At 43.0% G+C, this 18,787-nt stretch carries 22 protein-coding genes; 14 read left to right on the top strand and 8 right to left on the bottom strand.

Annotation, left to right across the window (positions count from 1 at the left end):
• Nucleotides 1-49 precede the first annotated feature (49 nt).
• The 5 genes from JOC37_RS05185 to JOC37_RS05165 form a co-directional block, all read right to left on the bottom strand.
• Nucleotides 50-748: a LytR/AlgR family response regulator transcription factor gene (locus tag JOC37_RS05185; RefSeq protein ID WP_204616837.1), complete on the bottom strand. Its 699-nt coding sequence runs from the start codon at nt 746-748 to the stop codon at nt 50-52.
• A 64-nt stretch (nt 749-812) separates the two neighbouring features.
• Nucleotides 813-935 (bottom strand): cyclic lactone autoinducer peptide, encoded by a 123-nt coding sequence (locus JOC37_RS05180; protein ID WP_204616836.1) that lies wholly within the window; start codon nt 933-935, stop codon nt 813-815.
• 13 nt (nt 936-948) lie between these two features.
• Nucleotides 949-1,545, bottom strand: a complete 597-nt coding sequence (locus JOC37_RS05175; protein ID WP_204616834.1) for an accessory gene regulator ArgB-like protein — start codon at nt 1,543-1,545, stop codon at nt 949-951.
• Nucleotides 1,535-2,389, bottom strand: a complete 855-nt coding sequence (locus tag JOC37_RS05170; protein WP_204616832.1) for a sensor histidine kinase — start codon at nt 2,387-2,389, stop codon at nt 1,535-1,537. The genes JOC37_RS05175 and JOC37_RS05170 overlap by 11 nt, the downstream gene beginning before the upstream one ends.
• A 31-nt stretch (nt 2,390-2,420) precedes the next feature.
• The gene (locus tag JOC37_RS05165; protein WP_204616831.1) at nt 2,421-2,879 is read right to left on the bottom strand and encodes a hypothetical protein; all 459 of its coding nucleotides are present in this window, start codon (nt 2,877-2,879) and stop codon (nt 2,421-2,423) included.
• A gap of 329 nt (nt 2,880-3,208) precedes the next feature.
• On the opposite strand from JOC37_RS05165, the gene JOC37_RS05160 reads away from it, so the two are divergent.
• The 9 genes from JOC37_RS05160 (at nt 3,209) to JOC37_RS05120 (ending at nt 11,038) form a co-directional block, all read left to right on the top strand.
• On the top strand, nt 3,209-5,314 hold the full coding sequence (locus tag JOC37_RS05160; protein WP_204616829.1) for a PAS domain S-box protein: 2,106 nt from the start codon (nt 3,209-3,211) through the stop codon (nt 5,312-5,314).
• 131 nt (nt 5,315-5,445) lie between these two features.
• Complete coding sequence (locus JOC37_RS05155) at nt 5,446-6,036, top strand: nucleoside recognition domain-containing protein (RefSeq protein ID WP_204616827.1); 591 nt, start codon at nt 5,446-5,448, stop codon at nt 6,034-6,036.
• A gap of 1 nt (nt 6,037) precedes the next feature.
• Nucleotides 6,038-6,574: a spore maturation protein gene (locus JOC37_RS05150; RefSeq protein ID WP_204616825.1), complete on the top strand. Its 537-nt coding sequence runs from the start codon at nt 6,038-6,040 to the stop codon at nt 6,572-6,574.
• Nucleotides 6,575-6,664: 90 nt separating this feature from the next.
• A complete protein-coding gene (locus tag JOC37_RS05145; RefSeq protein WP_204616823.1) occupies nt 6,665-7,432 on the top strand; it encodes a pseudouridine synthase in 768 nt (255 codons plus the stop codon).
• Nucleotides 7,433-7,516: 84 nt separating this feature from the next.
• Nucleotides 7,517-7,756, top strand: a complete 240-nt coding sequence (locus JOC37_RS05140) for a hypothetical protein (RefSeq protein WP_204616821.1) — start codon at nt 7,517-7,519, stop codon at nt 7,754-7,756.
• An 83-nt stretch (nt 7,757-7,839) separates the two neighbouring features.
• Complete coding sequence (locus JOC37_RS05135) at nt 7,840-8,301, top strand: hypothetical protein (RefSeq protein WP_204616819.1); 462 nt, start codon at nt 7,840-7,842, stop codon at nt 8,299-8,301.
• A 61-nt stretch (nt 8,302-8,362) separates the two neighbouring features.
• Nucleotides 8,363-8,833 carry a hypothetical protein gene (locus JOC37_RS05130; protein ID WP_204616817.1) on the top strand — a complete coding sequence of 157 codons (471 nt, stop codon included), beginning with the start codon at nt 8,363-8,365 and terminating at the stop codon, nt 8,831-8,833.
• A 164-nt stretch (nt 8,834-8,997) separates the two neighbouring features.
• Nucleotides 8,998-10,269, top strand: a complete 1,272-nt coding sequence (locus JOC37_RS05125) for a double-cubane-cluster-containing anaerobic reductase (protein WP_238480766.1) — start codon at nt 8,998-9,000, stop codon at nt 10,267-10,269.
• Between the two features lie 4 nt (nt 10,270-10,273).
• A complete protein-coding gene (locus JOC37_RS05120; RefSeq protein ID WP_204616816.1) occupies nt 10,274-11,038 on the top strand; it encodes an acyl-CoA dehydratase activase in 765 nt (254 codons plus the stop codon).
• Between the two features lie 75 nt (nt 11,039-11,113).
• On the opposite strand, the gene JOC37_RS05115 is transcribed toward JOC37_RS05120, so the two are convergent.
• On the bottom strand, nt 11,114-13,306 hold the full coding sequence (locus JOC37_RS05115) for a bifunctional diguanylate cyclase/phosphodiesterase (RefSeq protein ID WP_204616814.1): 2,193 nt from the start codon (nt 13,304-13,306) through the stop codon (nt 11,114-11,116).
• A gap of 487 nt (nt 13,307-13,793) precedes the next feature.
• Nucleotides 13,794-14,036 (bottom strand): hypothetical protein, encoded by a 243-nt coding sequence (locus JOC37_RS05110; protein WP_204616812.1) that lies wholly within the window; start codon nt 14,034-14,036, stop codon nt 13,794-13,796.
• A gap of 183 nt (nt 14,037-14,219) precedes the next feature.
• On the opposite strand from JOC37_RS05110, the gene JOC37_RS05105 reads away from it, so the two are divergent.
• From JOC37_RS05105 to aroH, 3 genes are all read left to right on the top strand, one after another.
• Nucleotides 14,220-15,125: a patatin-like phospholipase family protein gene (locus JOC37_RS05105; RefSeq protein WP_204616810.1), complete on the top strand. Its 906-nt coding sequence runs from the start codon at nt 14,220-14,222 to the stop codon at nt 15,123-15,125.
• Between the two features lie 103 nt (nt 15,126-15,228).
• A complete protein-coding gene (locus tag JOC37_RS05100; protein ID WP_204616808.1) occupies nt 15,229-15,660 on the top strand; it encodes a HutP family protein in 432 nt (143 codons plus the stop codon).
• A gap of 36 nt (nt 15,661-15,696) precedes the next feature.
• A complete protein-coding gene (gene aroH / locus JOC37_RS05095; protein ID WP_204616806.1) occupies nt 15,697-16,071 on the top strand; it encodes a chorismate mutase in 375 nt (124 codons plus the stop codon).
• A gap of 20 nt (nt 16,072-16,091) precedes the next feature.
• Here aroH and JOC37_RS05090 read toward each other — a convergent pair whose 3' ends face one another.
• Nucleotides 16,092-16,352, bottom strand: a complete 261-nt coding sequence (locus tag JOC37_RS05090; protein WP_204616804.1) for a hypothetical protein — start codon at nt 16,350-16,352, stop codon at nt 16,092-16,094.
• 273 nt (nt 16,353-16,625) lie between these two features.
• Here JOC37_RS05090 and trpE point away from each other — a divergent pair, with 273 nt between their 5' ends.
• Both trpE and JOC37_RS05080 read left to right on the top strand, forming a co-directional pair.
• Nucleotides 16,626-18,203 (top strand): anthranilate synthase component I, encoded by a 1,578-nt coding sequence (gene trpE, locus JOC37_RS05085; RefSeq protein ID WP_338017340.1) that lies wholly within the window; start codon nt 16,626-16,628, stop codon nt 18,201-18,203.
• Complete coding sequence (locus JOC37_RS05080; RefSeq protein WP_204616802.1) at nt 18,187-18,756, top strand: anthranilate synthase component II; 570 nt, start codon at nt 18,187-18,189, stop codon at nt 18,754-18,756. The genes trpE and JOC37_RS05080 overlap by 17 nt, the downstream gene beginning before the upstream one ends.
• Nucleotides 18,757-18,787 lie beyond the last annotated feature (31 nt).

Genomic DNA, 18,787 nt, shown 5'->3' with positions numbered 1-18,787 from the left:
GCATCCCCTTATTTTTTTGCTTAAAATAAGGCAGTTTTGTTGTTAAAGGTTAATTGGTAATCATTGATTTTACAACCGGGGCATAGTTGCGGCTGATTAAAACCTCTTCTTTGGTACCGTTCATCACCGCTAAATATGATTTGTCTCCCCAGGGAATCATTTTAGTTACTTTTTTAGTGTTGATAATAAAACTTTTATGTGAACGAACAAATCCCGCATCTTTCAACTTCACTGCATAGTCACTTAAAGTGCCGTTAATTTTGTATTTTTTTTCTTTGGTATGAATAATCACTTTTTTACTGAGGGGCTCCTTTTCCAGGAAGATGATTTCACTGCTTTTAAGGAGTATTGTTTCACCCTTAATTTTAATGGGTAATCTCTGCACATGATTATTATTAGCCAACCACTTTCTTATACGCTGCAGGGTTATTTTAAACCGCTTTTCTTCAATGGGTTTTAAAAGATAGTCCACTGACCCGATATCAAAGGCATCAACGGCATAATTGTTATGGGCGGTTATAAAAACGATCACTAATTTATTACCAACTTTTTTCGCTACGTCTAAACCGGTAATGCCGGGCATGGTAATATCTAAAAAAGCGGCGTCTGGATTGTATTTATTAATCTTTTCCAGGGCATCCCGGCCGTTAACGGCCTCGCCGATTATTTTAATATCTTTTTCGTTATTTAATAAGTTTTTTATGTATGCCATTTCCCTGGGGTTATCGTCAGCTAATATGATTTTCAATGATTTCCCCTCCCAGATAAGTGCGGGACAAAGGTTTAGATATCCTTTGTCCCTTTTAACGGTGCTATTTGATTAAATCTTCTGGAATTTCGGGTTGATATAAACTAACCCAACTGCTTGGATAAATACCTATATATGCTACCATGCTAGCTAGTCCAACAATAATTTTTAAAAAGTATTTTTTCATAACCAGCCTCCTTTCATAATATTTTATCTACTAAACGAAAGAATTTGTGTCCTAAGTTAGTTAGTGTGAAGGTATGAAAAAGAATAGACATACTGCTGGCTAATATAATATCACTTGAAAGGTTAAAAATATTGAATACAACAAGATAAATAAACGGCATTAAGCAAGAAATTATTTTTAAGATTTTTCTTCTTGTATCACAGCGAATGGGCTTTTCCTTAACATCAACTGGTGCTAACTTAATAAATGTAATAAGTGCAGTTAAAAGTGAAAACCATAAGAAAAAGTGAACAGGTAATTTAAAAGTTACAAGATACTTTGATATTGCTGCAATAAATAGGAATAATAGTAAAGAAGATATTAAGCATCTGTAATAGGCTGAACAATGTACTCCACCTGAGGGAAGTCTTAAAAAAGCAGAGCTTAAAAATGCGGCTATAAACTGAGGAAATATGCCAAACAACCATGGTATAGAAATGAAAACTAATATTTTAATTGTCCCACCAATTAAAACCTCTAAACCGTATGCTATCACCGCTTGTCTGCTTCTATCAAGGTTTAGCTCATAACTTAAATATTTTGCCAATTGTACAGAGTATTTATGTATCATAGCAACTCACCTTTTTTGGTCTTTTGGGTATAATTACAGAAAATCCGGCAGAGTCACTATCATAAACTATTTGTCCATCATAACTTTCCACAGTTTTTTTAACAATTGATAATCCATAGCCCCTACTTTTGTGTTTGGTTGAAAAACCAGGTTCATACATTTTTTTTTGAATATCTTCTGATATAGGCGGTCCGGTATTTGCAATCCAAAAATAATAATGATTTTCTGTTTCTCCAATATCTAGACTAATAGATTTTTTAGAATTATCATCTATTGTTTTTACTGCGTCGATAGCGTTATCTATTAAGTTGCCAAACACGGCAGTAATTGCAGAAGGTTTTAAGATGAAATTTTCTAGGTTGCCTTCAACATTTATTTGTATGTCAATTCCTTTTTTTTGAGCAATTGAAATTTTGTTTTGAAGTATTACACGGAGTGTAGGGTTAGATATCTTTAACAACAGACTGTTTAGTCTGCTTGCTGTAGATATATCTTCTAAATATCTTTTTGCCTCTTCGTTTTCACCGTTTGCAATTAACCCGTATATGGCCTGTAGGTGATTAATAAATTCATGCCTTTCAGCACGCATTAAATTTATGTTCTCATTTATTAAATTAGTATTATCTTTTTGGGATGTTAATAATATATCATGACAATTACTTATAAAGTGTCGAATTGCAATAATGGTAAAAAAGAAATTTAAAGCAGAAATGATGGCGAATAAGAGGTTTATAAGAGAGACTTGCTGTTGATAATAGTTTAAACTTCTAGATGCTAAAGTTATAAAAAAAGTTTCTAGTAAGATAAAAATAATTATAAATTCTAAAATATTTTTTTTACCCATAACTGCTATCACTAACTTTCATAATATATACCTATAATTTAAAATATATTTTTTTCTTGTATAAGAAAAGAATTATTAAAGCCCATATTATAAGATGGGGCCAACCAGTTAATATTCTAAGTACTGTATCACTCCAGAGTTCAGTTAAGTTACCTATATTTAATTTATACTCAATAAAATATAGAGAAATATTTTCTAATGATATTAGTGTACCTAAACTAACAATTGTTACAACAAGGCTATACTTATACGAAACTTTAAGTACTAAAGAAAATATGATAAATACTACAATAACTCCAATTAAAGTATGTATTCCGAAGGGAAATGGCAGCAATCGAACAAAATAAGAAGCTACAACGGAAGTCAATACCGCTGTGGTTACTCTTTTAAAATCAACTTTTTCCCCAATAATTACCAAACCATATATGAAAATTAAATAACTTTCTGGTACAGAGTAAAATATTATTGCCAATAAGGGCATTTTATCCATTGTTATCATACCTTTTTTTTATATACTGTCGACTGATAGTCCTTCCTTTGTGCTTTAAAATGCACTTTATGGGTTTTTACCTGCCCGGGGGATGTAAAATTTTTTCCAATTATTTCATTTCCCGGGCTTTTAATTACTATTTTAAGGCATTATGCGACTATTTAAAAGGAATTTTGCCCATGAAATCAGAAAATTTGAATAAAATTTTTGTATACAAAATCCTGGGAATTTAGTTTGGGGATAAAAAGGAGTTGTAATATTTCACAGGGAATAAAAATTATTAATTTTGGCAATTGGCTAATTGTTAAATATTTTAGGAGGGCGTTCTTATGTCTGGTAGTTATTATGTCAACCTTGAAGATGAAAATGTTCAAGAACAAATTGCTGCTCAAAAGGATAGGTTTATAGCCGGACTGGCGATAGATAAATTTTTTCTAAGGCCGGAAGTTTTACAATCCTGGCAGCGCTGTAAAGAAATGAATGTAAATTGTAAAAAGATAACTAGAAAGCGGTTATATACCAGGCAGGAGCTTGAGGAGGCGATTAATAAAAATAAAGATATGCTGCGGGCGGCCAAGCCTTTTTTAGATATCGTTGAACAAACAGCAATAAATACGTTTCCCGTATATCATTTAGTCATTGCCGACAGCAAAGGGTACTTGCTGGAAGTTAGGTGTGATAAAAAAACATTAAGCAGCCCGGATAGCTATATTGTTCCCGGGGCTTGTTTTACAGAAGATATTACCGGCAACACATCCCTTGGTACAACATTACATACAAAAAAACCAACATATTTTATTGGCCATGAGCATTACATAGAGCAGTTTAAACAGTATACCTGCTTTGGTGCACCGATTTTTAACCTGCATCAGGATTTAATAGGGGTAGTATTGCTTGCTACTCCAAGCTATATCATGCCTGTATTCGGTTTTAGCTTAATAATATCCATAGCCCAGGCAATTACTAATGAAGTTAAATTGATTGAAAATAAAAAAATTAAAGACCGGCAGAGGCGGGAGAGCCTGCAGTTTATATCAAATATGTTTGACAATATGCCGGTGGGTATATTTATATACGACGAGCATGGAAAGTTACAATTTATAAATAAAGCGGCAGCGGATATAACGGGCTATTGTCTGGCCGAACTGCAGGGTAAAAGTGGTTTGGAAATTGCAAAATTACTTTTTCCCAAAGATGATACGGGTTCCCACGTCACCCAAATATTAAAAAATAACTGCCGGATCATTGGTATAAAGAAAAAACTTTGTCAGAAAAATGGTTGTTTCATTGATATAACTGCAGATATTTACCCGCTTAATTACACTGAAGATCAATTAAACGGCGTGCTTATAATTTTCAGGGACCTTTCTTTAGAGCAGGAGGTAGAAAGACTGCAGCTTTTTACCAATGCTTTTATAGATTCTACCAGCTCAATTATTTTAGCTGTTGACCATGAAAGGAAATTAACTATAGTTAACAGGCGGGCTGAAGAGGTACTGCAGATTGATGCTCAAAAATCCATTGGTAAAAATATTGAAGAGGTTATTCCCCACTGGCCGGAGGAAGACAGGCTGATCACTAAATCGCTGCAGTATGGCAAAGGATACAGGCTGCGGGAAGTTAATGTGGAAATTAACGGGGAGAAAAGAGTATTTCTAAGCAGTTCGGAGCTTTTGCACTCTAAAGACGGGCAGTTTTTAGGGGCCATAGAAGTGCTGGATGACATTACCGAGTTAAAGCGCCAGCAGAAAATGCTTTTTCACCAGCAAAAGCTGGCTGAAGTGGGTCAGATTGCGGCCGGTTTGGTGCATGAAATTAAAAACCCCATCACCACCATTAGCGGGTTTACAGAACTAATACGGGCCAAATTAACAAAGGAACAAAAGAAGGAAGCACAGTACCTGGATATTATTTCATCCGAACTGGAGCGGGTCAGACAGATATTGTACAGTTACCTACAGCTGGCCAGCCCAAGGTCTCCCAAATTAGCAGTGCTTTCATTGAACAATATTATAAAAGATATAAGTTTACTGCTTGATGGGCATGCCAAAATACACAATATCAGTATTGTTAATCAACTGGATGATGAGCTGCCCCGTTGTAGTGTGGACAGTAATCAAATAAAACAGGTACTTTTAAACCTGGGCCAAAACGCCATCCACGCCATGGAGAACGGGGGCCGGTTGGTATTTAGAACGGTTTACTTACCTGATTTAAAGCAGGTGCGGATAGATATAGAAGATAACGGTACGGGGATGGATGAAGAACAGCTGGAAAAACTGGGTACTCCCTTCTTCACCACCAAAGAGGATGGCACCGGCCTTGGTATATCTGTATCCTATTCCATAATAGCCAAGCACAACGGTTATGTTGATGTGTACAGCAAACCGGGGGAAGGAACCAGGTTTTCTATATTTTTACCCGCTGCTGAATAAAGTATGGACGATCCGGGAGGGATCGTCTTTTTAAATGTAATACCTGCCTTGTACATTTTTTGTTCTAATTAATACCCCGCAGTCATAGTCTTTTAAAAAGGACAAGACTGGCGAGCAGTGGGGGTGTTTTTTTGGTTAATTACATATGGTTGGGCATGATTGTAATGAGCATAGTTGTGGCCGGAGCCCAGGGAAACATAGAAGTGATAACAAAAGCCGCCTTCGAGGGAGCGGATACAGCGGTTGAAGTTAGTTTGAGCCTCATTGCCATTATGACCTTTTGGTTGGGAATTATGAAGCTGGCAGAAGCCGCCGGTTTAGTCAAGGCACTGGCCAGGCTGGTACAGCCGGTTACTGCTTTTCTGTTTCCCAGCATCCCCAGAAATCACCCGGCGCTGGGCGCCATTGTAATGAACCTGTCGGCCAATGTGCTGGGGCTTTCTAATGCCGCCACACCCATGGGCTTAATAGCCATGCAGGAATTGCAAAAACTTAACGGCAACTCCCGAACAGCATCTGAAGCCATGTGTACATTTTTAGCGTTAAATACATCCTGCTTAACTTTAATACCCACTACAATAATTGGTATCAGGCTGATGTATGGTTCCCAGGATCCCACCGCCATAGTTGGCACCACCATTTTTGCCACCGCCTGCGGAATGACGGTGGCCATAATTGCTGACCGTACGTTTAGAAGAATATATAACTGGCGGAGGAGTTAATATGTTTGAATTAATCAACCAAATATCACGCTGGGCCATCCCCGTTGTTTTACTGGTGATACCGCTGATCGCATTTATCAAAAGGGTGCCGGTTTTTGAAACTTTTGTGGAAGGGGCCGAGGAGGGCTTTTCCACAGCCATAAAAACTATTCCCTACCTGGTGGCCATGCTGGTGGCGGTGAGTGTTTTTCGCGCTTCGGGAGCAATGCAGCTGATGGCAGATTATTTTTCGCCGCTGTTAGATAATGTGGGTTTTCCGGCAGAAGTGCTGCCCCATGCCATAATGCGGCCGCTGTCCGGTGGGGCGGCACTGGGTATTGCCACAGACTTAATTAAAACCCACGGGCCGGATAGTTTTATCGGCAAGCTGGTATCCACTATGCAGGGCACCAGCGACACCACCTTTTATGTGTTAACACTGTATTTTGGCTCTGTGGGAGTGCGCAGGTACCGCTATGCCGTGGCCACAGGTCTTTGTGCGGACATAACCACACTGGTGGCCTCACTGTTTATTGCCCATGTTATGTTTACTACTTGAAGGAATTTATAGTTTGATGTAGAAGTCAGTATGCCCGGTATTAATACCGGGCAGTATATGTTCTTAGGATAGATTGTAATGGGGGATAATATGGAACGGTTACAAAAATTTTTGGCTCATGCCGGGGTGGCCTCCCGGCGGAAATGCGAAGAACTGATATTAGAAGGAAGAGTGAAAGTTAATGGTAAAGTGGTGCGGGAGCTGGGCACCAAAATAGATCCCGATAAAGATAAGGTACAGGTGGATGGCCGCTGGATAAAACAAAAGGAAAAATATGTCTACCTGATGATGAACAAACCCAGGGGTTACGTGAGCACCGTCAGCGATGAAAGAGGACGGAAAACGGTAATGGACCTGCTTAAAGACGTAAAAGAACGGGTTTACCCTGTGGGGCGGCTGGACTATGATTCCGAGGGTTTGCTGCTGTTGACCAACGACGGGGAGCTGACCCAAGCCCTTACCCATCCCAAGCATCAAATTGCCAAAACTTATAAAGTCAGGGTGGAAGGGGTGCCCACGTTGGACAATTTAGAAAGGCTGGCCAACGGGGTAAAGCTGGAAGACGGGGTGACAGCTCCGGCCAGGGTATACTTAACGCACATAAAAGATGGCAATGCGCTGCTGGAAATTACCATCAGAGAGGGTAAAAACCGCCAGGTGCGCCGCATGTGTGAATATATCGGTCACCCGGTAAAAAGACTGGTACGCACCCGCATAGGCCCGCTGGAACTGCGCAACATGTCCAGCGGTGAAGTGCGGGAATTAAACAATGCCCAGCTGAGGGAACTGTTTAAAGCTGCAGGTATTAAAAGATCCAAGCCGAAAGGGAGAAAAAACGCCCGTAATAAAAGGGGATAATCTTTCGGCTGATAAATGTATATCGTATTACAAAAGATGCCATATTATCTAATATCACACCGATTACTTAAGGGAGGATTGCTTATGCCTCGTTGCCGGCGCTGTGGTAATGATAATAGTTTGGCATCTTCTTTATTTCCACCGGCTTCAGATACTGCCAATGCTCCCCCTTACGGTTTGGTGGCAAATTTTAAAAAAGACGGCAGTTTGACCACTATGGAATGCCAGGGGGCCAGTCTTGATGATGCCCAAGAAGCCTATGAAGACCCGGAGCACTACTTTGATACCTGCCCGGTGTGCGGGGCCAAGGATATTGAATGGTAAATGACAGCAGGATTTTTCTTCACCGAACAGAATTACTATATACCTGATTGTTGAAATTAGACGAACCTTAGGGGGGACGTTTTTTGAATAACAACGGAAACGGTGAAGAAAATTTGAAAGGCGGGGTACGGGCGAAAATACGGCTTGATTTTAAAGGGATTGGCAAACCGGGCAGATTATTTTTTGGAGGCAGAAATACCGAAAAAGCGGCCGAAGAAGTTAGAGACCAACAGGTGGCCATGTTTCGCAACGTGCCGATACAGGGCATTTCCATTGAAGATATAGACATGAGTATTGAGGTGTATACAGTTTATGATGACATCAACCATACTGAAATTGCCTATGCACCGGTGGAAATAATGGTGGCCGCAGATACGCTGCAGGATTTGCTGCGCTTTGTAGTACGGGAAGATTTTCGCAAAGTAGAAATATTGGAACCGGCCCAGGTACAGCTTTCTAACTATGAAATAGAGCGCCTGTTGTTCCGTTTTTCCGAAGAAATGAAGGACTACCGCGAATACCTGGAGCGCAAGTACAACCGTTAAGGAATAGTTTGACAAGGCTGTGCATATATAACAACAAACCGCTTAAAAGGAGAGTTGTTATATGCGGCGCGGCAGGTCAACAACGGGAATAATGGAAAAAGCTGAAAAATTTATTATGAGGTTGGTTATCCTCACCGCAGTGCTGCTGGTGGTGGTACAGGCACTGGTGGTGAATGATCCCTTTAGAACGGTAACGGCCATGGTGGGGGCTGATACCGCCGCCACCGTAAATTCCACTTCCGTTCGCTGGAGCGAACCGCACATAACGCTGTACTTGGAAAATTACAGCGCGCTGCCCCGTTTGAGCGTATTGGTGAACGGTGACAAAGCAGGCCAATTTAACCACCGGTATGTGACAATACCGGTGCATGACGGTGATGTGGTGGAAATTGACGGCAGCTTTTACAATCGTGAAGTAATAGTAAGGGTGTTAAATACCACCGGGGAGGTGGTTGAACCGGTGGTGGATAAACAATTAAGAATTAAAGGTCAGCTGACAACTGTAAGTACCGTTAAATTAAAACGAAACTAATATATAAGGGGCTGTTTAACAGCCCCTTATATATTTATAACCAGGGGGCATTAAGGATGGTTTTGTGATTTGTTATAATATTATTTTATAATTTGCATAACAGGTAATTATTCGTTTGTATAGAACATTGTACGGGAGTTAAAAATTTTAGGAGGGGTTTTGCGTTGGCGGATTATCGAAAAATGTGGCAAGACCTGGGTATGGATTTGGAAAAACACGATGAATTTTTGGCAGCGGTACCGGATATTTACGGCGAATTGTTTGTTAGTCAGCAAAAACGTCCTGCGGGAATGGAATACTTTGACTTTGTTATGTCAGAGGTACATGGTTTGAGGGTAAAAGAACTGCTGGACAAAAAGGCTGAAGGTAAAAAAGTGGTTTCTTCATTTTGTGTGTTTGTACCGGAGGAGTTTGTTTTGGCCGCCGGCGGTGCCTGTATAGGTTTGTGTGCCGGGGCCCAGTATTCCGTACCCATTGGGGAAAAGGTTTTACCCCGGTCACTATGCCCGTTAATTAAATCATCCCTTGGTTTTAAACTGGGCGGCCTGTGCCCTTATTTTGAAGTGTCAGATTTTGTGGTGGGTGAAACCACCTGTGACGGCAAGAAAAAAGCCTGGGAAATTTTAGCCCAGTATCATCCCACCTATGTGATGGAACTGCCGCAGAAAAAAGGTGAGGCAGATAAAGAGCTGTGGTTAAAAGAGGTATACAAATTTAAAGAAAAGGTAGAGGCAGAAACCGGTGTTACCATTACTCCGGAAAGTCTCAGCGAAGCAATAAAACTGGCCAACAGGCGCCGGAAAGTGCTGCAGCGGTTATATGACACCCGCAAGCATGACCCGGTGCCGATCAGCGGCAAGGATGCCATGCTGATTACCCAGTTGAGCTTTTTTGACGACCCAGAGCGGTTTATTGAAAAAACAAGTGCCCTCTGCGATGAATTAGAAGATAGAGTGGCTAAAGGTGAAGGTGCAGCGCCCAAGGGTGCGCCGCGGATTTTGATTACCGGCACCCCAATGCCGCTGCCCAGTTGGAAGATGCACCACATTATAGAGAGCAGCGGTGCGGTGGTGGTATGTGAAGAATCATGTACCGGCACCAGGAGTTTTGAAACCCTGGTAGATGAAACAAAAACCGGCTTAAATGAGCAGGTGGAAGCAATAAGCCGGCGGGCATTGAATATTAACTGTGCCTGTTATACACCGAACACCGGCCGCATTGATGACATTCTGCGCCAGGTGAAAGAATATAAGGCCGACGGTGTGGTATATTACTCACTGCAGTTCTGCCAATCCTACAGTGTTGAATACCACCTGGTGGAAAAGGCGCTGCAGGAGGCCGGTATTCCGGTTATGCGCATTGAGAGTGACTACAGCGATGAGGATGCAGGTCAGCTGCAGACCAGAATAGAAGCCTTTTTGGAGATGATTAAGTAACCAGATGATTACAGCAGGTATTGATGTGGGTTCTACCGCAGCTAAGGCGGTTTTACTAAAAGATAAAAAGATTTTAGGCTGGGCAATGATTCCCACCGGTTGGAGTCCCCAAAAAGCGGGAGAAGAGGTTTTACAAAGGGCGGTGGATGCTGCCGGAATTACCGCTGCAGACATTCACAGGGTGGTGGGTACGGGTTACGGCCGGGTGGCTTTAGATTTCTTGGATAAGGCTGTTACTGAAATATCCTGCCATGCCATGGGAGCCAATTACTATTTTCCGGAAAACAAAATGGTAATAGATATCGGCGGCCAGGACAGCAAAGTGATACTGGTAAATAAACAGGGTAAGGTAATTAACTTTTTAATGAACGACAAGTGTGCCGCCGGCACCGGCAGGTTTTTGCAGGTAACGGTAAACGGTTTGGGGCTGGAACTGGATCAGCTGGACCGGTTACCGCCGGCAGAGCCGGTTAACATCAACAGCATGTGCACCGTTTTTGCCGAATCGGAAGTTATCAGCCTGCTGGCGGCGGGAACGGCAAAGGAGAGTATCGTAGCTGGTTTATTAAAATCCATTGCCAAACGCGTATCCACCATGGCTGGTTCGATACAAGAAAATGTCAATGTTACCTTTACCGGTGGCGTGGCTCAAAACAGGTTATTAAGAGAAATGCTGGCCCGGGAATTAGGAGTAGAGGTGATGGTACCCCCGGTGCCCCAAATAATTGGCGCGTTGGGTGCCGCCATTATAGCCCGAAATATTGGTTGATTTTAAAAACCTACCGTACTGCCCTGCGGGTAAAATTACGGTAGGTTTTGTTTTTAAAACACGGGATACCATTTTTCAGGGTAGGTGAGTAGGGTGAGGAACAGGCCTGCCTAGATAATAGCCCTGCCCGTAATCTATTCCCATTTCCAGTAATATTTTCAATATATCTTCGGTTTCAACAAATTCAGCTATTGTCTTCTTGTCCAGGGTTTGAGCTATGGCGTTCATGGCCTGAACCAGCGCCCGGTGGGTGAGGTCTTTATCAATGTTGCGGACAAAAGAACCATCAAGCTTAAGGTAATCCACCGGCAGCAGGCGGAGATAAGAAAACGACGAAAATCCTTTCCCAAAATCATCCAGGGCAAAATTACAACCTAAATCTTTAATTTTTTGAATCCATCGCTCTGTCAGCGATAAATTCTTTACAGCGGCGGTTTCTGTGATTTCAAAACCAACCCGGGAGGGGTCTATACCACTGCTGCAGATATTATTTTTGATAAATTCCAGCAGCGAATCGTCTCCTATGCTGGTGCCGGAAAGGTTAATAAAAAGATTTAAGTTCTTGTTTTGGCGGAACATTTTTATTGACCTCTTTATCACCCAGCGATCTATTTCCGTAATCAGGCCGGAGCGTTCAGCCGCGGGAATAAAGCGGCCCGGGGCAATCAGCTTCCCGTCGTCACCGGGCAGTCTTAATAATACTTCGTGGTGAATTATTTTTCCGCTGTCTATTTTAACAACGGGTTGGAAAAAAAGCGTAAACCTGTTTTCATGCAGAGCTTTTTTAATCAAATCAATTAATTTATTAGCTGTGCATTGTTTAGCGCCGATAAACTTGCCGGGCTGCATAAATATAATCTTGTTTCGTCCCTCTTCTTTGGCTGAATAAAGGGCGTTATCTGCCAGGGAGAGAATTTTTTGCGGGTCAAAATTTCCGTCGATCATAACAATACCGATGCTGATAGTGAGGTTAAAACTAGTCCTATATATCGACAGGCATAACTGGCCGTCATCCAGCACCCGGCGCAGTTTTTCAGCCACTATCTTGGCCTCCTCGGCGGAAGTATTCTCAAGCAGTACAACGAATTCATCGCCGCCAAAACGGAAGAAAAGATCTTTTTTTCGCAGGCTCTTCTTTAAAAGGTTGGTCAGTGTAATTAACACCCTGTCGCCGGCAGCGTGCCCCAGGGCATCATTAACCAGCTTGAAATTGTCCAAATCTATGAAGAGAAGGGCACTTTTTTCCCCCCGTTTTGCCTTTGCCACTGCCCGTTTTAAATGCTTCTCCAGTGAATACCTGTTGGGGATGTCGGTTAAAAAATCGTACATGGCCAGGTGCTGCAGCTGGTTTTCTATTTTTTTGCGCTCGGTAATGTCCCGCATTGTTTCTATAGCCCCAACCAGCTTCCCGCTGCTGTCCAAAAGGGGTGATGCTGCCACCCATAAAAATACTTCCTTTTTTTCAGGTAAGGGCAGATAAGTTTCTGCAAACAATGTATTTCCTTTTTTGGTTACATAATCGTATTTCAATTCTACTTCTTTGTCATTGGAAAATATTAAATCAATTAAGGTTGGCCCTGGTGGATTGTAGAAAGGTAGAGCCTGGGAGTAATCGGTCTTACCGATAATTTCATTTTTATGTACTCCTGTCAGTTCTTCAATAGCCCTGTTCCAGGCAATAATCTTTCTGCTGCTGTCCACGACGAAAGTGGCGTCGGGAAGAAATTCAATGATGTCTAAAAGCTGCCGCTGGGCGGCCCGCAGTTCTTCCTCCGTTCGCTTACGTTCCTCAAGCTCAAGCAGTAATTTCCTGTTGGCCTTTTTTAATTCCGCTGTACGTTCAGCTGCTTTTATTTCCAGCTCTTCTTTAGCTTTTTTTAGTGCTTCTTCTATTTTTTTGTGCTGGGTTATTTCCATTGTGATCTTAAAGATGCCCCTTACACTGCCTTTGCTGTCTTTGACGGGGTAACTCCGGGTGAACCACGCCCTGCCGTCAGGGGTAATTATTTCACCCGTTTGCGGTTGACCGGTCTTTAATGCTTTAAAGGTTGAGCAGTTTGGGCAGGGGTTGACCTGCTTTTGCCATAACCGGTAGCAGTGATGTCCTACTAATTGTTCGGGAGTAAGACCAATGGATTCCCCTGCTGCCCTGTTGGCCCACAAAACTTTCATTTTTGTATCAAAATATATTAACCCTTCCCTGACGCTCATCAGTGTATTATATAACTGACTGATGATTTGTTCTTGGGTTTTGCCTGTATCTTTCATTTTTTCTACCCCCATGGATAAACTATTGGCCATGGGCCTGTAATTTGATAATCACCGGGTAGATACCTTCAGGAAATATGTCGAAATATATTTTATATTTAGAAAATATTATGAGTGATTATTGATATCTATTCTTGATAATCAATAAAGCAGCCGGGGTATAATCAACGAAATAATTGTTGTAACACTTTTTACTTGCCCAACATATGATGTCATTGATTAAAATCAAAAAAGGAGGTCGAGATAATGGGTTACTACGGTGGATATGGTTACGACCCGACCTTTATTGTGTTCCTGATTCTGATTTTGCTGCTGTTAGGCACACCTGGATACGGCTGCGGTTACGGTTCATACGAGCAAAAATAAAATACAGCTTATAAATAAAGGGTAACTTTTTAAAACCCGCCGTAATTTCCCGGGAACAGGAAGAACGGTGGGTTTTAAAATTTTTTAAATTAAACCGTGCTGCTGCCGGTTATTATTTGGGCTATTTCTTCGGCAGGGTAAGCATTTGCTGTTGGGCTTCTTTAAGGCTGGTAAACAGGGCGTCGGCTCCCTGGCGCAGCGTACGTATGGTATTGGATATACCTTCGAGCATGGTTATAGCCTGTTCCAGCTGCTGTTCCATACCGGGCCGGGAAAAAAGAACCAGCATTGTTAAAAACAATTTGGGATCTTGGATAATATTATTCTGTTCCCCGGTTTCCCCTTCTCTAAATTTGTAGTTCATTAATAATCACCTCTTAATTATTATCATCAGTACATGATACGGGTGAACCACCGGTGACGTTAATAAATTTAAGGTTGGTTTTCGGGGAAAGTGCGGTAGTGATTCCGGCGATATGATGGTTGCACAACTGCTTGGTTATGCATAGACTAAAAAAATTGCATTTTAAAACCGGAGTGAAATAGCATGGCAAAGTACAGGATAATGACCTTTGATGGGGGCGGAGTGCGCGGGGCGCTGACAGTCAACCTGTTAAAGCGATTAAATAAACGGTTTCCTGAACTAATAAAAAAAACAAATTTTTTTGCCGGTACTTCCAGCGGATCATTTATTGCCCTGGCTCTGGCCTATGGCTTATCCGTTGATGAACTTATTGACCTGTATTCTGAAGAGACGGCAAGGTATATCTTTACCCCAAAGCATATATTTTTGTTTAAACCCAAATATAACAATGAACACCTTAAAAGGGTGCTCAGTGTTATTTTTCCTCCCGGACTGCGCCTAAAGGATTTAAAGCGTCGTGTTCTTGTGCCTTCCTTTCGGGTAGACGGTGGTAATTTTATCAGGTGGAGGCCTGTTCTATACAATAACTTTCCCTATTCGTATACAAAGGACGAGTATGTAATAGATGTCGCCCTGGCCAGCAGTGCGGCACCAATTTACTTTCCATCCCACCATAATCATATTGATGGAGGTGTAATAGCCAATAATCCCAGTACGGCGGCCATTGCCATGGCCATATGCAAAAATGCCGGTAAACAAAAACTGGAAAACATTTATTTGTTTTCCATGGGTACCGGGTATACCCCCCATAAAATTAATGCCGACACCCGCAGGTGGGGTGCCCTGGAGTGGATGTTTAATCTCCGTCCGCCTCTTCCGCTGTTCAATATTTTGTTCGATGGCGATGTTGAGGCCGATGCCCTTTTTACTTCCCAGTTCCTGGTTGACCAGTACTTTCGCTTAAATCCCATGCTGCCCGGTGTAATTGCCCTGGATGAATACCAAAAGATTCCTTACTTGGTATCTATTGCTCAAAAAATTGATCTGCAGCCGGCCATCAGGTGGATTGCACAAAAATGGTTTGACTAACCGCGGCAGTAATTGATTTTTAACAGCTGCTGTAATATAATAACCTCAGTTTAGCAGCACTCCGTTTATGGAGTGCATTTTAGTTAGGAGAGGTGTGAAGGGTATGTCAAAGGCTCCGTTGCGGGGAAGTCGTAAAGTTGCCAAGGTGGCCATAGAAATGGCCCTTAGTGAAAGCAGAGAACAGGAAAGGGAATATAAAAATAAATACTTAAAGGAAAATATTCATACTGCCGCGGTGGATTATGGCGGGGATTTTGTTTCATCGGTAAGTAAAATTATCGAGAGGGCTGTGGTGGCAGCCAAGCGGGAAGGGGTAATCAGGGAAATTCATGCCGATGAAGGGGCTGTGGCCGGGGCCACCAGGGAAGCCCTGTCAATGGTTATGCCCAAGGCGGTGGGACTTAATGTAGGAGGCAAAATTGGTATTGCCCGGCAGGGGGATCATGTAATTGTAGCGGTATTTTTTGGGGTTGGCCTGCTGCACATGGATGAAGTGGCCATTGGTTTGGGGCACAGGGCTGTTTCTTACAGCTAAAAGGCTTATTTTCAGGGCGTATGAGAGGGTGGTAGTGTGGGAAAGGTAAAGGTTAGAGGTATTCGTGGTGCCATTACCGTAGAAAAAAACACCTCCCAGGATATGACAGAGGCTATTCGGGAACTCCTTAATGCCATAGTGCGGGAGAACCATTTGAAGCTGGAAGACATTTGTAGTGTGTTTTTTACGGTAACCAAAGATTTAAATGCCCAGTTTCCGGCCCGGGCGGCCCGGGAAATGGGTTGGGACAACGTGCCTATGATTTGTGCCCAAGAATTGGATGTACCGGGCAGTTTGCCCCGCTGTATCAGGGTAATGATGCATGTAAACACCGCTGTGGCCCAAGAGGAAGTGAAACATGTTTATTTAAGAGAAGCGGTTAGCTTAAGGCCGGATTGGGCGGGAAAATAAATGCTGCGGGCTTGATGCATTTACTTTTGGTTAACTTTTTCCGCTGCCGGGCTGCCAAGGCCGGGCGGTTTTTCCAACCGGTGTCTTGGGGCGTGTACCACGGTAATACTGTTATAAATGCGTTCTTTTTCCTCCACCAGTTTTCCGTTTTTATATTTCCGGTGGCGCAGCTCTACCCTGGGAATGACAATTGTAACTTCATGCGGCACCGGTATATTGAGCTTTCTGGTTAACTTTATCTTAATGTCCTCCAACTGCAGTTCAATTTCGTCTTCCTGCATGTGAGGGGGCCTGCATTTAGCTAAAGGGGTTTTCCTTTTAGTGATTTTTGGCAGCCATTTTAACAACGAGATCACCCCTGTTTTTTATCCAACATATGGAATGACATAAAATTTGTGACAATAAATGTACTGCTGAATGTTTTTTTAATTGACTGGTAATAACTTTTGTGTTAATTATATAATTATAATTTAGTAAGAACTGAATAAGGGATTTTTTAGTTGAGATGAGTGGAGATTAGTTGAGTTTAGTTGAGCTGAGGTAGAGGGAGAGGTGTGTCTTTTGGCGGAAGACCGGTACTCTACTTGAGTGCTGGTTTTTTTGTTTTTCATTTTAAATCATGCAAGGAGGTGATTGAGCTGCAAATTAATGAGATTGATGAGAGAGAATTTGTTAATTTAAGCAGGCATTATAACCTAATTCCGGTCTGCCGGCAGCTGCTGGCGGATACCGAAACACCGGTAACGGTATACCAAAAGATGAGAGTGCTTAAACCGGTTTACCTGTTAGAAAGCGTAGAAGGAAATGAGCAAACAGCCAGGTACTCCTTTATCGGGCTGAATCCATTTGCTGTATTTCGCAGCAATGGTTTAAGCACAAAGTTTACCTTTGACGGTGCAGTTAAAACGCTGACAGGTAAACCATTGAATTTGTTGGAGGAAGTGTTGGCCCAATACCGCTGCCCCAGCTTACCGGGTTTGCCGCGGTTTTACGGCGGTGCGGTGGGTTATTTGGGCTATGATGTGGCAGCCACGCTGGAGAACCTGCCCCGGCGGGCAGAAAATGATTTGCAGCTGCCGGATGTACTGCTTGTATTTTGTGAAACGATAATAATTTTTGATCATCTTCGCCATGTATTAACCGCGGTGGTAAACAGCAGGGTAAGTGCTGATGCCCGGGAGGATTACCGGAGAGCTGTAAGGGTGTTGGAGCAGATTGAAAAATTGCTCCGGCAGAGTTATTCATTGAAATTACCGGCGCAGCCGGCGGCAGGTCAATTGACGTCTAACTGTACAAAGGAGCAATTTACCGCTGCCGTGCGCCGGGCCAAGGAATATATTGCCGCCGGTGACATTTTTCAAGTGGTACTTTCCCAGCGTTTTGCCTGCCATTACTCCGGTTCTCCTTTTGATGTATACCGCCGTATGCGTGGTTTGAATCCTTCACCGTATATGTATTACCTGGATTTAGAAGACATTTCTATTGCCGGTGCCTCCCCGGAAATGCTGGTGAGGGTGGAAAATAACGTGGTGCAGACCCGGCCCATCGCCGGCACGCGCCCCAGGGGAATGGATGAAAAGGAAGATAAAGCCCTGGCCGCGGATTTGTTGAGCGATGAAAAGGAACGAGCCGAGCATGTAATGCTGGTGGATCTGGGACGCAATGACCTGGGGCGGGTGTGCCAGCCGGGCAGTGTAAAGGTGAATGCGTTTATGCAGGTGGAGAAGTATTCCCATGTGATGCACCTGGTATCCAATGTAAAGGGAAAGTTAAATGAACAAAACACTCCGGTGGAGGCTTTAAAATCCTGTTTTCCCGCCGGCACTGTTAGCGGGGCGCCGAAGATAAGGGCAATGGAAATTATTGACCAGCTGGAACCCACAAGGCGCGGCCTTTATGCCGGGGCCATTGGTTATTTTGGATTTAACGGTGTTTTGGATACTGCCATAGCCATTCGCACGATAGTTTTTTACCGGGGAAGGGCTTATTTCCAGGCTGGGGCCGGTATAGTGGCGGAATCCGACCCGGATAGCGAGTACCGGGAAACATTGAATAAGGCAGCGGCCATGGCCCGCTCGCTGGGGATAATTGATGGTAGAGGAGGGATGATTCCCCTTGCTGCTGGTAATTGACAATTATGATTCCTTTGTTTACAACCTGGTGCAGTATTTGGGAGAACTGGGTCAAAGGGTTGAGGTGTATCGTAATGACCAAATTACTGTCAATGGGGTAAAAAAGTTAAGACCCGCCGGTATTATATTGTCTCCCGGACCGGGTAGGCCGGAAGAAGCCGGCATTTGTTTAGAACTGGTGCAGCATTTAGCCGGGCAGATTCCTATCCTGGGGGTGTGCCTGGGCCATCAAGTAATCGGGCAGGCCTTTGGTGCCGGGGTGGTGCGGGCAGGCAAACCGGTGCACGGCAAAAGTTCGCCCATTATGCACAGGGGTTTCGGTTTGTTTAAAAACCTGCCGGTACCTTTTACCGGGGGACGCTACCACTCCCTGGTTTTGTCACCGGAAAAACTGCCGGACTGCCTGGAGGTTACTGCCTGGACAGAAGAGGGGGAAATTATGGGGGTGGCTCACCGCCGTTATCATGTTTACGGTGTGCAGTTTCACCCCGAATCAGTGCTCACCGGGTATGGGCATCATATTTTAAAAAATTATCTGCAGTTGATCAGTTAGCGTTAGTGAAGCTGAGAATAGATGAGGAGAG

Source organism: Desulforadius tongensis (genome assembly GCF_016907915.1).
In the GTDB taxonomy this organism is placed as follows: domain Bacteria; phylum Bacillota; class Desulfotomaculia; order Desulfotomaculales; family Desulfohalotomaculaceae; genus Desulforadius; species Desulforadius tongensis.
Note: the sequence above shows the minus strand (reverse complement) of the source record. Positions and strands in the feature narration are given on the sequence as shown.

Coding starts and splice junctions, on each gene's coding strand:
- JOC37_RS05145 (WP_204616823.1), top strand. CDS start 6,665: ATGGAACGGTTACAAAAATTTTTGGCTCATGCCGGGGTGGCCTCCCGG.
- JOC37_RS05105 (WP_204616810.1), top strand. CDS start 14,220: ATGGCAAAGTACAGGATAATGACCTTTGATGGGGGCGGAGTGCGCGGG.
- JOC37_RS05140 (WP_204616821.1), top strand. CDS start 7,517: ATGCCTCGTTGCCGGCGCTGTGGTAATGATAATAGTTTGGCATCTTCT.
- JOC37_RS05165 (WP_204616831.1), bottom strand. CDS start 2,879: ATGGATAAAATGCCCTTATTGGCAATAATATTTTACTCTGTACCAGAA.
- JOC37_RS05170 (WP_204616832.1), bottom strand. CDS start 2,389: ATGGGTAAAAAAAATATTTTAGAATTTATAATTATTTTTATCTTACTA.
- JOC37_RS05150 (WP_204616825.1), top strand. CDS start 6,038: ATGTTTGAATTAATCAACCAAATATCACGCTGGGCCATCCCCGTTGTT.
- JOC37_RS05160 (WP_204616829.1), top strand. CDS start 3,209: ATGTCTGGTAGTTATTATGTCAACCTTGAAGATGAAAATGTTCAAGAA.
- JOC37_RS05115 (WP_204616814.1), bottom strand. CDS start 13,306: ATGAAAGATACAGGCAAAACCCAAGAACAAATCATCAGTCAGTTATAT.
- JOC37_RS05180 (WP_204616836.1), bottom strand. CDS start 935: ATGAAAAAATACTTTTTAAAAATTATTGTTGGACTAGCTAGCATGGTA.
- JOC37_RS05120 (WP_204616816.1), top strand. CDS start 10,274: ATGATTACAGCAGGTATTGATGTGGGTTCTACCGCAGCTAAGGCGGTT.
- JOC37_RS05130 (WP_204616817.1), top strand. CDS start 8,363: ATGCGGCGCGGCAGGTCAACAACGGGAATAATGGAAAAAGCTGAAAAA.
- JOC37_RS05175 (WP_204616834.1), bottom strand. CDS start 1,545: ATGATACATAAATACTCTGTACAATTGGCAAAATATTTAAGTTATGAG.
- JOC37_RS05090 (WP_204616804.1), bottom strand. CDS start 16,352: ATGCAGGAAGACGAAATTGAACTGCAGTTGGAGGACATTAAGATAAAG.
- JOC37_RS05110 (WP_204616812.1), bottom strand. CDS start 14,036: ATGAACTACAAATTTAGAGAAGGGGAAACCGGGGAACAGAATAATATT.
- JOC37_RS05100 (WP_204616808.1), top strand. CDS start 15,229: ATGTCAAAGGCTCCGTTGCGGGGAAGTCGTAAAGTTGCCAAGGTGGCC.